Source organism: Kitasatospora sp. NPDC056783, from assembly GCF_042789895.1.
Lineage (GTDB): Bacteria > Actinomycetota > Actinomycetes > Streptomycetales > Streptomycetaceae > Kitasatospora.
Genome location: NZ_JBHUAF010000204.1, coordinates 1 through 14,902 on the forward strand (window position 1 = coordinate 1; position 14,902 = coordinate 14,902).

At 76.6% G+C, this 14,902-nt stretch carries 8 protein-coding genes and 1 pseudogene; 2 read left to right on the plus strand and 7 right to left on the minus strand.

Annotated elements, in window-relative coordinates:
* A partial coding sequence (locus ACFRMQ_RS25420; RefSeq protein ID WP_380732925.1) for a hypothetical protein occupies positions 1–1,127 on the plus strand: 1,127 nt, incomplete at its 5' end.
* A 157-nt stretch (positions 1,128–1,284) separates the two neighbouring features.
* On the opposite strand, the gene ACFRMQ_RS25425 is transcribed toward ACFRMQ_RS25420, so the two are convergent.
* Both ACFRMQ_RS25425 and ACFRMQ_RS25430 read right to left on the minus strand, forming a co-directional pair.
* On the minus strand, positions 1,285–2,898 hold the full coding sequence (locus ACFRMQ_RS25425) for a hypothetical protein (protein WP_380732926.1): 1,614 nt from the start codon (positions 2,896–2,898) through the stop codon (positions 1,285–1,287).
* A gap of 210 nt (positions 2,899–3,108) precedes the next feature.
* Complete coding sequence (locus ACFRMQ_RS25430) at positions 3,109–5,337, minus strand: BTAD domain-containing putative transcriptional regulator (protein WP_380732927.1); 2,229 nt, start codon at positions 5,335–5,337, stop codon at positions 3,109–3,111.
* Between the two features lie 350 nt (positions 5,338–5,687).
* Here ACFRMQ_RS25430 and ACFRMQ_RS25435 point away from each other — a divergent pair, with 350 nt between their 5' ends.
* A complete protein-coding gene (locus ACFRMQ_RS25435) occupies positions 5,688–8,546 on the plus strand; it encodes a BTAD domain-containing putative transcriptional regulator (protein WP_380732928.1) in 2,859 nt (952 codons plus the stop codon).
* On the opposite strand, the gene ACFRMQ_RS25440 is transcribed toward ACFRMQ_RS25435, so the two are convergent.
* From ACFRMQ_RS25440 to ACFRMQ_RS25460, 5 genes and pseudogenes are all read right to left on the minus strand, one after another.
* On the minus strand, positions 8,483–9,073 hold the full coding sequence (locus tag ACFRMQ_RS25440; protein ID WP_380732929.1) for a sigma-70 family RNA polymerase sigma factor: 591 nt from the start codon (positions 9,071–9,073) through the stop codon (positions 8,483–8,485). The two genes, ACFRMQ_RS25435 and ACFRMQ_RS25440, sit on opposite strands and share 64 nt — an antisense overlap.
* A 187-nt stretch (positions 9,074–9,260) precedes the next feature.
* A complete protein-coding gene (locus tag ACFRMQ_RS25445) occupies positions 9,261–9,656 on the minus strand; it encodes a hypothetical protein (protein WP_380732930.1) in 396 nt (131 codons plus the stop codon).
* Between the two features lie 209 nt (positions 9,657–9,865).
* Positions 9,866–11,065 carry a S8 family serine peptidase gene (locus ACFRMQ_RS25450; RefSeq protein WP_380732931.1) on the minus strand — a complete coding sequence of 400 codons (1,200 nt, stop codon included), beginning with the start codon at positions 11,063–11,065 and terminating at the stop codon, positions 9,866–9,868.
* Positions 11,062–14,409 (minus strand): right-handed parallel beta-helix repeat-containing protein, encoded by a 3,348-nt coding sequence (locus ACFRMQ_RS25455; RefSeq protein WP_380732932.1) that lies wholly within the window; start codon positions 14,407–14,409, stop codon positions 11,062–11,064. Before ACFRMQ_RS25455 ends, ACFRMQ_RS25450 begins: the two co-directional genes overlap by 4 nt.
* 63 nt (positions 14,410–14,472) lie before the next feature.
* A pseudogene (locus ACFRMQ_RS25460) lies at positions 14,473–14,902 on the minus strand (hypothetical protein); the annotation flags it as partial.

Below are 14,902 nucleotides of genomic sequence, written 5' to 3' on the forward strand. Positions count from 1 at the left end.
GACTCCGACTGCCGTGGGTGGGCGCCGAACCGGTCCTCCCCTCGGACCCGGGCGGCGCCGGACGACCGCGGACCGCCCGGCGGCGAGCCACCGGGCTCGGCGCGGCCGCCCGGGCAGCGGCCGCCCGCCGGATCGCCGCCCGGCCGGCGTTCGGGCGCGGCCGGCCTCGGCTCCCGGTGCGCCGCCCGCGCGGACCGGGAGCCCGGCCGCGCCGGGACGCCCGGCGCGTCACCATGGTGGCGGCGATGGGCTGCGGCGCGCTCCTGCTGCTGCTCGCGCCGTTCCTGAAGCCGGACGCCGGCTCCGGCGACCCGGCCGCCGCGACGGCGCCCGACGGCCGTTCGCCGCTGGGCACCCACGGCCGGCACCGTCCCGCGCCCGTCGACTCGCCCGCCCCGGCCCGGGCCACGCCCACGGAATCCCCCGGCCCCACGGCGACGGCCACCGGGTCGGCGACGCCCACCCCCACGGCCGACCGCGCCACGGCCCCTCCCACCACGGCCACGCCACCGGCCACCCGGCCCACGCCCGCCTCCCCTTGGGCTGCTCCGCCCCCGTCTCCGGCCGCACCGCCCGTCGCACCGGCGCCGCCCGCGCCCGCCCCGCAGCCGGCCTTCCAGGCCGTGGCCGGGTTCGGCTGCTCGGGCCCGGGCGGCCGCTTTCAGGAGGTGGGGGCGTTCCGCGAGGGCGCGGACGGCTGGGTGACCGTCGACAGAGGCGGCCACACCGGCGACTCCTGCGACGGGCGCTACGAGGCGGTGCCGATGTCCGGCGACCGGAACAAGGACGACAACAGCACCTACGCCCTGTGGACCTTCGACGTCGGCGCGGGCCCGACGAGTTGCGGCGTCTCGGTGTACGTCCCCGCCTCCGGCTCGGTCCAGCTGGTCGGTGGCGCACCCGCGTACTACACGGTGGCCGGGGCCTCCGGCGCCGACCTGGGCGCCTTCACCGTCGACCAGGTCGGCCACCGCGGCGGCTGGGTCGACGCCGGCACCTTCAGGCCCGTGGGCGGCTCACTGGTCCTGCGCCTCCACAACCGCGGACAGGACTGGACCGGCTCCGGCCGACCGACCCACGCCCACATCGCCGCCGCCCCCGTCCGCCTCACCTGCGGGACGGGCTGAGAGCTCGTCCTGGCACGAGCCGTCCCGGATCCACCGCCGGGGACGGCCGACACCGAGGTCGGCCGGGCGTCGGCCGGGGCCTTCGACCGGCCCGGGGGCGCCGTCGCGGGCGCGCCGTCGCGGCCCCGTCCGGCGGTGCGCGGGACGGGGCCGTGCGTTACCGCGGCTCCTCGGTGGGGCGACGACGTCGGCCGCCGACCATGCCGAGGCTGCCGCCGATCAGCAGCAGCACACCGGCTCCGACGACGACCGCGCGGGTGGCGTCGCCGCCGCCGGTGGAGGCGAGGGACCGGCCGTGGGCGTCCTCGGCGGGGGTGGCCGTGGGCGCGGCGGCAGCGGCGGCCACGGGGGCGGTCGGGGTCTCGGTGGGACTCGCCGTCGGCGACGGGGTGGCGGGTGCCGACGCGGTCGCCGTACCCGTCGCGGTGGGGCGCGCCGTCGGCGACGGGGCCTGCGTGGTGGGGGTGCGGGTCGGAGTCGGTCGGCCGGTGGGCTGACCGGTCGGTGCCGGCGTGGTCGTCGGCGGCGTGGTCGCCGCCGGAGTGGTCGCGCCGGCCACCGGGCCGGCCGTCGGGGAGCAGTCCGCCGCGGGGCTCCGGGTGCCGGTCGCAGTCGTGGGTCCGGGGGTCTTCTTCTTCGGCTCGGCGGGCGACGGGCTCCCGGTGGGGTCCGCGGGCTCGGCGGTCGTCCTGACGACGGTCGTGGCCGTGGGGACCGGGTCGGGGCAGTGGGCGGCTCCGCCCGACGGCTTGGAGTCGACGTGATAGCCGGCCACGATCCTGGTGAACTCGTACGGGCTCTGCTGGATCCCGCCGCACTTCGACGCGGCCTCCTTGGAGAACGCCCCGGTGCAGGGGCGGTCCCGGTTGACGGCCCAGAAGGTGAAGCGGGCGAGGTGGTGGGTGGCGGCGAAGTCCCGCATGGCCTGGAAGTCGGCCGGGGAGACGACCTCGTCCGGGGAGTCGCTGTGCCCGTTGACGGAGGACAGGCCGGCGTGGCGCCAGGCGGTGTCCTGGTCGTAGCCGTAGGCCTTGACGAGGGTCTGCTGGAGCCCGGTGAGGGCGGCCCTGGTGGCATCCACCATGGTGCCGTCGTGGTGGTCGAAGTCGAAGGGCATGACCACCCAGCCGTCCACCTCCAGGCCGGCCTTGGCCGCCTTGGCGACGAGGTCGGCGCCGTCGGCGTCGGGGCCGTTCTCCTCGGTGCTGAAGGTGACGTAGACCCGCAGACCGGGGTTCTTCGTCTTGACCGTCTTGAGCGCGTCGACCACCCGCTGCCGGGATTCGGCGCCACTCAGCTCGGTGCTCTCGATGTCGATGTCGATCGCCTTCAGCCGGTAGGCGTCGATCACCTTCTGGTAGGCGGCGGCGAGTTGGGCCGCTTCGGCGCACTTCTCGCCGAGTTTGGCGCCGTCCCAGCCGCCGAAGGCGGCCACCACGTCGCCACCGGCGGCGCGGATGGCCTTGATCTTCGTCTCCTCGTCGCCACCGGCCAGCGCGCGCTCGCCGTCCCAGGCGGGCTCGCAGCCGTGGCCGGCGAGCAGGAAGGCCAGGGTGAACTGCCGGATGCCGGTCGCCTTCATCACCTCGACCGGGTCCTGGGCGGCACCCGAGTCGCCCCAGCCCAGGTACTCGTAGACGGCGTTGAGGCCGACCGGGTCGGTGGCCGCGGCCGGGGCGTCGTTCTGCGCGACGATCAGGACGCCGCCGGCCGCGAGCGCGATGGCGGCGGCGGCGATCCGCCGACGGCGGCTGAGCCGGTGTTTGGACATGGCAGGGGATCTCCTGGGCTGGGGACGGGGGACGGACCGGCCCCGCTCCCGCCGGGGCCGCGGGGGCGGGGTCCGGTTCGAGGTGCTCCCGCGTACGGCGACGGGTGCGCGGCCCTCGGGGCCACCGCCTCACGCAGGGGGTCCTCGGCGAGGGACACGGAACGGCACCCTCCTCCGGTTCACCGTCGGCCCGACCGGCCCGGCGATCCGTCAGCTGCCCGGCGTCCGAGCGGCTCCGGCCCGGTCATCCGGTCGCTGCCGGGCGGTGCGCGCGTCCGGGGCGCCACCTCGCCGGGGTATGCCCGGCAGCACCGCCCGAGGTTCCACGGGGGCGCCGCGCACCAGCTCTTCCAGCAGCCAGTCCAAGGGGTCCGGCACCGCACCGTCCGACGCGACACCATCCGGCGCCGTGCGCACCGGTACCGCACCGCCGGCGACCGCCGCACCCTCGTCCGGCCTCCCGGGCGGCCTCCCGTCCGTGGTCCCGTTCCGGAAGCCTTCGAGCGTCCGGCTCAGCCGGTCCACCAGCCGCGCGCGTCCGGAGTCCGCGGCCTGCTCGGCGGGGGCGGTCGGCTCGGGCACCTGCCGGACCAGCTCGCCGACGAGCCTGCGGGCCAGCTCCAGCGCCTGCCCGGCGGTGTCCAGCGCGCCGGCGCAGACGCCCCGCGCCGGGACGGCGGCCGTCACGCACTCCAGGGCCGTGCCCGCCGCCCGCGCCAGGTGGTCGAGCAGCCGCCGGGTGGCGGCCGCCCGTTCCGGGCAGGGCAGTCCGGCGGCCAGTTCCACGGCGTAGAGGCGGGCGAGGCGGTCGATCTGGAAGAGCCCCGGCAGGGCCTCCAGTACGAGGTGCGCCGCGTCGAGCTCGGCGAGCAGTTCACGGGCCCGGGCCGGCGAGGCGCCGGTGAGTGCCGCGGCGTCCCCGCTGTCGAGGGTCTCGCCGGGGTGCAGGCCGGACAGGGCGAACAGGCGTCGCGCCTCCTCGGGCAGGACCCGGACGCTGCGGCCGAGCGCCGTCGCCATGCCGAGCGCCCCGCCGGTGGCGAGCGGGGCGAGGCCGGTGCGCTGGTCGGACATCTCCTCCGCCAGGGCGCTCAGCGACCAGGCGGGCCGGGAGGCCAGTCGGGCGCCGGCCACCCGGAGGGCCAGCGGCAGCCGGTCGCACAGCGCCGCCAGTCGCCGGGCGGCACGCGGTTCGGCCGCGACGCGCTCCGGTCCCGCCACGCCGGCGAGGAGGTCGACGGCCTCCTCCTCCGGCAGGCCGGCGACGGGCAGGGGGATGGCGGCCTCGCGCGCCACCAGGCCGGTCAGCCGGGAGCGGCTGGTGACGACGACCACCGGCTCGGGCGCGGTGGGCAGCAGCGGCTCGACCTGCTCGGCGGAGCGCGCGCCGTCGAGGACGAGCAGCAGCCTGCGCCCTTCCGTCAGGGTGCGGAAGAGTTCGCCGGCCCGGCAGGGGTTCTGGGGCACCTTGCCGGCCGGGACGCCCAGCGCGCCGAGCACCGTGGCGAGGGCCTCGGCGGGGGTGAGCGGTTCCTCTTCGCCGAAGCCCCGCAGGTTCAGGTGGATCCGGCCGTCGGGGAAGCGGTCGGCGTGGGCGTGCGCCCAGTGCAGGACCAGGCTGCTCTTTCCGGCCCCGGCGACTCCTGTGACCAGCACCGGCCGGCCCTCGGCACGCAGCGTCGCCTCGTCCAGTTGCCGCAGTTCGGCCGCGCGGCCGACCAGGCCGACGCCCGGCCGCGGCAGCGTGCCGCCGCCGGTCACGGCCGCGGCGGTGGCTCCCCCGGCGGGGTCGGGGGCCTCGCCCGCCTGGCGCGGCAGGCGACCCTGGGTCCGGCCGTGGGCGGCGGGCCTGGCGCGGGCCCGCTCGTGGGCGAGCCTGGCGTCGGCGGCCCGGCGGGCCTGGTGGAGGCAGCGGGTCAGCAGGGCGGCGGCCTCTTCCCGCAGCGGGTCGGCGGTGAGAGCCGCCCGCAGATCGGTGAGCGCCTCGGCGCCGCGACCGGCCGTCAGGAGCCGTTCGGCGAGCGCTTCGGTGGCGAGGGTCCGTGCGGTGTCGAGCCGTCGGCCGGTGGTCTCGGTGAGGGTGCGCGAGCCGCAGTCCGTCAGGGCCGGTCCGTCCCAGAGGTCGAGGGCCTCGCGCAGCAGGCCGATGGCGCGCTCGGTGTCGGCGACCTCGTCGGCGGCGGCCGTCAGGCGTTCGAAGTGCGTGGCGTCGACCAGTTCGGGCTCGCCGACCAGGACGTAGCCCTGGGGCCGGGTCAGCAGGCTCAGGCCCTCGCCGAGTCCACGCCGGATGGCGGAGACGTGGCCCTGGAGGGCGGCCCTGGCCGTCGGCGGCGGGGCACCGTCCCACACCGTGTCGAGCAGCCGATCGACGGGGACGGGGTGGTTCAACTCGCTGGCGAGCAGGGCGATGACGGCCCGGCGTCGGGCGCCGGACACGACGACCGGGCGCCCTTGGTCACAGCGGATCTCGACTCGGCCGAGCAGCCGGACGCGCACACTCTCTCCCGAGCGCCTGAGGACGAACAAGTACAGAAGGGGACGAGGCCGAGGATAGGGAGGTGTTCGATCTTCGTCCAAGCCCCCGCCCGGATCGGCAAGGAACCCAACTGGCATGCTTCGCTTCGGTTTTGGCCGCTCGAACCGCCGACAGACGACGCTCAAGATTCGCGCGGAGTTTACTCGCCGCTCATCGGGAGCCCTTCGGTGACGCGCGTAGATTCACCGTTCGCGAGGAGTGGTTGAATAGCCCCCGGCAGCACCGCCGACGTTCGATCGATGGGGAGCCCATGCGCATCCGGCTGCTCGGGCCCACCGAGCTCAGGGCCGCCGACGGCCGGGGCATCCCGGTGCCGGGGGCCAAGCGCCGGGGCGTACTGGCCCTGCTGGCCCTGGAGTTCGGCCGCTGCGTACGGGTCGAGCGCTTCTACCGCCTGCTGTGGGACGAGGCCCCGCCCGCCCAGGCCAAGGCCGTGGTCCAGGGCCACGTCGCCGCGCTGCGCAAGCACCTGACCGGCACCGCCCTGACCGTGGAGACCAAGTCCACTGGCTACCTCCTCGCCGGCGACCCGGAGGCGGTCGACGTCCACCGCTTCCGCGCGCTCTCCGCCCACGCCGGCGAGGAGCCGGACGACGGGGCGGCGGCCGGCCGGTACGGCGAGGCCCTCCGGCTCTGGGAGGGCGACGCGCTCGCCGACCTCCCCGACACCGAGCTGCGCCGCGACCTCGCCGGCCGGCTGGAGCACGCCCACGAGCAGGCCGTCCACGACTGGACCGAACGGCTGCTGCGCATCGGTCAGGGGGCCACCGCCCTGCCCGTACTCGAACAGCGGCTGCACACCGAGTGGCTCCAGGAACCGACCGCCGCCCTGCTGGTGCGCTGTCTGCACCAGGCCGGACGCCCGGCCGAGGCCCTGCGGCTCTACCACCGCTCGCGCAGCGGGCTCGCCACCGAGCTGGGCCTGCGCCCGGGGCCGACGCTACAGGCCGCCCTGGCGACGGTGCTCGCCGACGAGCGCGCCACGGCGGACCACGCCCGCGCCCCGGACCGCGCGGAGCCCGCCCGGCCCCTCCCCCGGACCGCCGGGGGCCCGCTGCCCCGCCGTACACCCGGCTTCGTCGGCCGGACCGCCGAACTGGGCTGGCTCGACCAGGCCTGCGGCGCCGAACGCCCCGACCACGCGCTGGCCGTGGTGATCGGCGCGGCCGGCGCCGGCAAGACCGCGACCGTGGTGCGCTGGGCCCACACCGCCGCGGGCGGCTTCCGCGACGGCCACCTCCACCACGACCTGCGCGGCTTCGACCCGGCCCACCCCAGCGACCCGGCCGAGGTGCTGGGCCGCTTCCTGCGGACGCTCGGGCTGGCCGAGGCCGAGATCCCCGAGGACCTCGCCCGGCGCGGCGCGCTCTACCGGGAACTCACCGCCGAGCGCGAACTGCTGGTGCTGCTCGACAACGTGCGCGGCGCCGCCGACGTCACCGAGCTGCTGCCCGCCGGACCGCGCAGCGCGACGGTGATGACCAGCCGCAACAGCCTGGAGGACCTGATCGCCACCGAAGGGGCGGCACTGCTGCGGCTGGAGGCGCTGCCCGAGACCGACGCGCTCGACCTGCTCGCCCAGGTCCTCGGCGAGCGGCGGCTCGCCGCCGAGCCGGCCGCCGCCCGCCGGCTGGCCGGGCTCTGCGACCACCTGCCGCTCGCGCTGCGGATCGCCGCGGCCCGGCTGGCCGCCCAACCCGCCTGGACAGTCGGCCAGTTGGTCGCCGAGGTCGAGGACGAGCGCACCCGGCTGCCGGCCCTGGACGCCCTCGGCGGGGTGAGCGTGCGCTCGGCACTCAACCTGACGCTGCGCCGGCTGCCCCCGGCCGCGGTACGGCTGGTCGCCCTGCTGGCGGTGGCCCCCGGGCCGGAGATCGACGTGCCGGCCGCGGCCGCGCTGCTCGCGGCGCCCCCGCGCGAGGCCCGCCGAGCACTCGGCGCCCTGACCGCCCACCACCTGCTCACCGAGACGGCCGCCGGCCGCTACGGCCGCCACGACCTGATCCGGCTGTACGGGCGGGAGCTGCTGGACGCCGATCCGCCGGCGCGCCGGCACCGGGCGCTGGTCCGGCTGCTGGACTACTACCTGGCCGCCGCCGGCGCGGGCGCCGGCCTGCTCCAGCCGCACCTGACCGAGTTCGAGCGGCCGGTCGCCTTCCCGCCGCCCGTACTGCCCGAGCTGCCGGACGTGCGCTCCGCGCTGGACTGGTTCCGCGCCGAGGAGCCCACCGTCCGCGCCCTGGTGGCCGCCGGCACCGAGGCCGGCGAGGACGAACGGTCCTGGCTGTTGGCCTTCCTCGCCAACTGCCTCTACTTCGGCGCCGGACAGCTCACCGACCGGCTCGACTGCCTGCGGCACGGCCTGGCCGCGGCCACCCGGACCGGGGATCCGGCGGCCAGGGCCCTGCTGGAGGCCGCCACCGCGCGGGCGCTCAGCGGCAAACGCCGCCCCGCGGAGGCGCTGGTCCTCGCCCGCCGGGCCGAGGAGCGCACCCGCGAGCACGACGGCCCCGCGCGGATCTACGCCATGGGCGTGCTGGCGGTGGCGCTCGCCGACCACGGCGACCTCGCCGAGGCCCTGCGGCTCTCCGACGCGACCGTACGGCGGCTGGACGAGCTCGGTCTGAACCGGGCCGGCGCGGCGGTGCTGAGCAACGCGGCGACGCTGGCGAACCTGAGCGGCGAAGGCCCGGCGGCGCTGCGCGACGCCCGCGAGGCCCGCCGGCTGCTGGCCCCGCACCCGCACGCCACCTTCCACCTGCTCGCCCTGGTCGAGGAGGCGCAGGCGCTGCGGCTGCTCGGCCGGGTCGAGGAGTCCGAGCGGGCCTGGCGGGAGGCGGCGGCGCGCTGCCGGGCCAGCGCGGCGCGGCACCTGGAGGCGGCGGTCGAGCAGCGCTTCGCCGACTTCCTGCTGTCCACCGGGCGGCCGGCCGAGGCGGCGGCGCGGCTGCGTACGGCAGTCGGGCTCCACGGGGAACTCGGCGACACCGGCAGTGCCGCCGAGCTCGGGGCGCGGGCCGCCGCGATCGAGCGGGAACTCCCGCCTCAGACCGCTACCGAGAGGATCCCCCGGGCCGACAGGATCGGCCGCAGCGCCCGCACCGCGTAGAAGTTGCGGGACTTCACCGTCCCCACCGGTACGCCGAACGCCGCCGCGACCTCGGCCGTCGAACGCCCGTTCAGGTGCAGTTCCACCAGCACATCGCGGTGGTGCGGCTGGAGCTCCGCCATGGCCGTCGCCAGGTCGCGGGCCGCGATCACGTCCTCGTACGGGTCGTGGGTCCCGGCGTACTCGTCGGGCGAGTCGACTCCGACCTCCCGGGCCCGGGCGGAGGCGGTCCGGAAGTGGTCGATCGCGATCCGGCGGGCCACCGTGAACAGCCACGGGCGGCTCTCCTCGATGCCGCGTTCGATCGCGGCCGGGTTCTGCCAGGCCCGCAGGAAGGTCTCCTGCAGGATGTCCTCGGCCTTGCCCCGGTCACCGCTGGTGACCCGGAGCATGGCGCGCAGCAGGCCCGGCCCGTGCACGCGGTACAGCTCCGCCAGGGTGTCCTGGTCCAGGGTCGCGGGGCCCCGGTAGGGGTGTTCGGCGCGCTGCTGGGCGCCTTCGGGTGAAGCGGCGGCTTCCTCGGCCACGGCTCTGTCCTTCGCTCCGGTACAACGGCATCGGCGGGCAGCCGTGGGGGTTTCTTCGTGGTGAGCCCCGGTGCCCCGCCCTGACGGGAAAACCGTCCCAGCCGTCGCCAACGTGCGCCCAACGGCGTGATCGGCTTCGCGTTGGCGGTCGGCGGTACCCGTCGGAGGGTGCGGTGCGGCGCAGCGTTCAGGGGCGGGCCGTAAGTGCGGCGGTGAGCCGCTCGACGCCTTCCTCCCCGAACCGCCGCACCAGGATCGCGATCCACTCGGCCAGTTCGGCGCGCTCGTCCTCGGACCAGGTCGGAGCCGAGGGGTGCTCGTCGACCACCAGCACGCGGGCCAGCGCGAGGTGGTCGGTGCCGGGTGTCGGCCGGGCCGGCCCGGCCGGTCCGTCGAGGGCCATCCGACGGGCCGTGGCGACGACCTCCCGGGCGGTGGCCGCGGGGACGTTCCACCCGGCCGGCAGGGCCGCGCCAGTGGACCGGGTGGCGGCCGGTCCGGCCTCATCGGCCAGCCAGGCGGCGATCAGCCGACGCGCCGCCGCCTCGTCGTCCTGTCCGTTCCCGTCCCGACCGTCCGTCATGGCCCTGAGTCTCTCACCATCGCGGTCCACCGCCGTGGTTGCCATCGGAGTCCACCTCACCCGTCTGCCCGATCCTGGACGCGGCCGCTCGTCCGTCGTGTGGTTGAACGTAAAACCTGCTCGCGGGTGTTCACCCCGGCGCCGCCCCGGTGGAGGAGACCGTCGGCGGCGCCGGGCGGTGCGCGCGCCGCGCCCCGCGACGGAGGCCGTCAGCCGGCGGCCCGTCCCGCCCGTCGGCGGCCGAGCCGCACGGTCAGGCCGCCGAAGGCCGTCAGCAGGACGACGCCGACGCTGCCGCCCGCCACCGCCAGGGCCCGCCAGGCCTTCGAGCGGTCCGGCCCGGGGGCGACCGGCACCGGGGTGCCGGGGTCGGCCGCCCGGGCCCCGGCGGGCCAGGAGGCGGTGACGGCGGCGACCGGGTCGACCACTCCGAACCCCACCGCGGCGTCCGGCAGCCGGGTGCCGGGGTGGTAGGCGGTGGTCTCCAGGCGCCGGGTCAGCTGCTCCGGTGTCAGCCCGGGCCGCAGCGCCAGCACCAGGGCCGCCGCCCCGGCCACGTGGGCCGTGGCGCAGCCCGGACCGGAGGCGGTGTACAGGCCGCCGCCGGGCCCGGTGCCCGTCACGCCCTCGCCGGGGGCGGCCAGGTCCACCCGTCCGTCCAGGCCACCGCCGGACGGGCCGTTCGGGCCGGTGGAGGCCACCGCGAGCACGCCCGGGTAGGAGGCGGGGAACACGGGCGGGCTGGTGCTGCGGCCGTCCGGGGCCGCCGGGGCGACGATCAGCGCGCCGTGCGCCGCCGCGTACGCCACCGCCTCGCCGAGGGCGTCGCTGGGCCCCGGGACGGGCACCTCCACGGCGATCACCCGGGCGCCCTTGTCGACGGCGGCCCGGATCCCGTCGCCCAGCAGGTCGGGGGTCGTGGCGCCGGCGTCGTCGGTGACCGCGACCGCCAGGACGCGGGCCTCGGGGGCGAGGCCGGAGGGGCCGCCGTCGCCGGTACGGCGGCCCGCCACCAGGGCGGCCGCGAAGGTGCCGTACCCGACGCAGTCGCGGCCCGCGTCGCCCGTGCCGTGGACCCGGGGACCGAGCTGCAGCCGCCCGGCCAGGGCCGGCAGCGCCGCGTCCACCCCGGAGCCGACCACCGCGACCGTGACGCCGGCGCCCCGGCTCAACGGCCAGGCGTCCTCGGGGCGCAGCGCGGCCTGGGCCCAGCCCGCCGTGTCGGCGGGGCGCTCGGAGGGCTTCAGGCAGCCGTTCCTCTGCACGTCCTGGCGGGTCTGCGCGAGCAGCGGCGGCGGGTCCGCGGTGGCCGGGGGGCCGGGCGCCGGTGTGGACGCTCCCGCCGCCGGGGCGGCGGGGGCCAGCAGGACAGCGGCGAGCGCGAGGCCGGCCCGGCGACGCCCGGTCATACCGTGCTGCCCGACCGTGCCGGGGCGAGGTCCTGCGGCAGGAGCAGGCTGAGCTCGGCCAGGTCGGAGACGTCCAGCCGGCTGAGGCGCCCGGCCTGGCGGGTGATCATGCCTTCCAGGGTCTGCCGGGCGGTGCGGCCGTTGCCGAAGGTCCGGTCGCGGGGCATCGCCGCGAAGGCGCGGGTGAGCGTGGCCACGGTCTCCGGGGCCAGGACGTAGCCGGCCTTCTCCGCGTGCAGTCCGACGATGGTGACCAGTTCCTCGTCCGTGTAGTGCTCGAACTCGACCTGGCGGGAGAAGCGCGAGGCGAGGCCCGGGTTGGAGGCGAGGAAGCGGTGCATCTCCTCCTCGTAGCCGGCCACGATCACCACGACCTCCTCTCGGTGGTCCTCCATCAGCTTCATCAGGGTGTCCACGGCCTCCTGGCCGAAGTCGTTGCCGGCCCCGCCCCGGGGGGTGAGCGTGTACGCCTCGTCGACGAAGAGCACGCCGCCGCGGGCTCGGTCGAAGGCCTCCCTGGTGAGCTGCGCGGTGTGGCCGACGTAGCGTCCGACCAGGTCCGCGCGGGCGGTCTCGACCAGCCGGCCCCCGGGCAGCACGCCCAGCTCGGCCAGCAGCCGTCCGTACAGCCGGGCGACGGTGGTCTTGCCGGTGCCGGGTGGGCCGGCGAAGACCAGGTGGTGGCTGATGGCCGCGGTCGGCAGTCCGGCCTCTTCGCGGCGACGCACCTGGGTGATCAGGTTGACCAGGTCCTCGACCTGCTCCTTGGCGGCGGGCAGGCCGACCATGGCGCGCAGTTCGTCCAGGATGGCGGAGCTGTCCGGCGCGCGCTTCGGTCCGGCGGCCTCCTGCCCGGTGTCCTCGGCGACCAGTACCGCGAGGTCGGCGTCGGTGATCTCGGGCAGCCGGGCCAGCCGGGTGGCCTGGCGGTCCACCATCTCCTCGAAGACCTTGCGGGCGGCGCGGCCGTTCCCGAAGTCGGGGCCCTTGGGCATCCGGTCGAACAGCGAGGTCAGCGCCTCCCGGGTGCCGTCGGCGAGCTCGTAGCCGTGTCCGACGGCCGCCCGTTCGACGATGGTGACCAGCTCGTCGACCTCGTAGTTGGCGAACTCCACGGTCCGGCTGAACCGGGAGGCCAGGCCGGGGTTGCTCGCCAGGAAGTCGGTCATCTCGGCGGAGTAGCCGGCCACGATCACCACGATGTCGTCGCGCTGGTCCTCCATCAGCTTGACCAGGGTGTCGATCGCCTCGCGGCCGAAGTCCGGGCCGTTGCCGCCGGAGCCGGCGGACAGGGTGTAGGCCTCGTCGACGAAGAGCACCCCGCCGAGCGCCTCGGTGAACACCTCGGTGGTCTTGATCGCGGTGCCGCCGATGATCGGGGCGACCAGGTCGGCCCGGGCCACCTCGGTCAGGTGGCCGCCGCGCAGCACCCCGAGTTCGGCCAGGATGCTGCCGTAGAGCCGGGCGACGGTGGTCTTGCCGGTGCCGGGCGGCCCGGCGAAGATCAGGTGGCGGCTCATCGGCAGGGCGGGCATGCCGGCGAGTTCGCGGCGCCGCGCCAGCTTGTTGAGGTTGACCAGGGTGGCGACCTGCTCCTTGACGGCGGTGAGGCCGACCAGTGAGTCCAGCACCTCCAGCGGCCCCCGCACCTCGGGCCGGGCCGGCGCCGCGGGATCGGCGGACTCGCCCGGCCGGGCCTCGACGGCCCCCGCGGGCGGGGCCGCGGCATCGGCGCTCGCCGAGCCGTGCGCGTCGGGGTGGTGGTTCTCGGCGCTGTGCAGGTTCTCCACCGAGAGCCGGGTGCTGGGGACGGTCTGGCGCAGGCCGGAGCCCCGGTTGCCGGTGACGGTGCAGCCGGTGACCCGCACCGCGTCGGCCGAGTCGACGCGGATCCCGTCGCCGGTGTTGTCCAGCGCCTCCAGCCGCGTCAGGACGGCGCGGGCGCCGGCCCCGGTCCGGACTCCGTGCCGGCGGTTGCCGCGCGCCCGCACGCGGGTGCAGGTCAGGTCGCCGCCGTCGTCGACGGCCACGCCGTCCGAGGCCGAATCGACCACCTCGCAGTCCCGTAGCACGGCCACCCCGCCCTCGGTGACGTGAACGCCCGGGCCCTGGGCGTCCCGCACGACGGTGCCTCCGACGAAGGTGTTGGCGCCGTCCGCGATCAGGACGCCGGCCCGGCCCGCGGCCAGGACCTCGGAGTTCTCCAGGCGTCCCCGGCCGTCCCGGACGACCTCCACGCCGTTGCCCCGGGCGTCGGTGACGACGGCCCGGCGCAGCAGCGGGTTGGCGCCCTCACCGATCCGCACCCCGGCGCCGCCGACGTCGCGGACCTCCAGCCGGTCGAGCTCGGGGGTGCTCTCCCCGAGGAGCTCGACCCCGGTGTCGCCGCAGTCGCGCACGGACAGCCTGGTCATCACCGGGCCGGCGGAGTCCTCGACGCGCACGCCGACCGTCTCGGCGCCGCTGACCTCGCACTCCTCGAAGGTGCCGCGCGAGCGCGCGGTGACGTGGATGCCGTGGCCGCGGGTGCGGACGGTGCGGCAGCGGCGCAGCAGCGGGTCGGTGCCGCCGACCAGCACGATGCCGTGACCGGTGGTGGCGGTGAACGTGCAGTCCTCCAGCAGGACCCGGGAGGCGGAGCTGATGTAGACGCCGACAGGGGTGTCGCGGACGGCGGTGCGCAGCACCCGGGTGGTGCTGTGCTCCTCCAGGGCGATCGCGGGCTTGTCGGTGGTGGAGATCTCGCAGCCCTCGATGGTGCCCCGGGCCTCGCCGTTGGCGCACACGCCGTTGCCCCGGGCGTCGCGCATGACGCAGTTGCGGACGACGGGGTTGGCGCTCTCCCCGATCACCAGTGCGGAGGTGCCGAGGTGCTCGATGACGCAGTCCTCGAGGACGCTGGCCCCGGTGGAGGTCTCCACGATGCCCGCGCCCGCGGAGTTGACGACGCGGCAGCCGCGCATCGCCAGCGCTCCCTGCTGCCGGGTCAGCACGGCCGTCCAGGAGTTGCCGACCACCTCGCAGTCCTGGAGGGCGGCCTGGCCTCGGGGGACGTCCACGGCGGGCAGTTCCTCGTCCTGTCCGTGCAGGACGAGGCCGGTGAGCTGGACGGCTTCGGCGACCACCTGGACGACGCAGCCGCGCCGCGGGGTGATCTTCACGGTGCCGCGGACGTCCTCGGCGGCGATGGTGACCATCTTGGTGATCACCAGGTTCTCCTCGTAGCGCCCGGGGCGGACGGAGATCACCGCCCCGCTGCGGGCCGCCTCCAGGGCCTCGCCGATGGTGCGGTAGGTGCCGCCCGCCCGCTGGTCCTGGCACACCATCAACACGTGGCGCGACATGGCTCGGGTTCCCTTTCGTTCTGCTGGTGTGTCACTCGGTCCCGGTCCGCGCCGCGGGGCGGGTCATCCGGTGCAGTCGGCCTTGACGGTCGAGGCGGCCAGGTGGGCGCCGGCCGTGCTGCCCCAGTCGACGCCGCGGGTGTGCAGGACGACCGCGATCCGGCCGCCGCTCACCGGGTGGCTGCCGGCGCTCACCCACTGTCCGAGGTTCTGCTGCTGGTTGACCGAGAAGGAGCCGAGGGTGGCGGAGCCGTTCTGCACGGTGTAGTAGGCGGGGGCGCCGCCGACCGCCTTGAGGTCGCCGTTGTTCGGGATGTAGACGGCCAGCCGGCAGCTGCCGGTGGCGACCTGGCCGGTGTTGAAGGTCCACACCACCGAGTTCTCGTCGTCCTTGTTCCGGTCCCCGGACATCGGCACCGAGGTGTACTGGCCGCCGCAGCCCCCGCCGCCGCCGTTGCGGGCGACCCAGGTCTTCGAACCGGCGTCCCGGCCC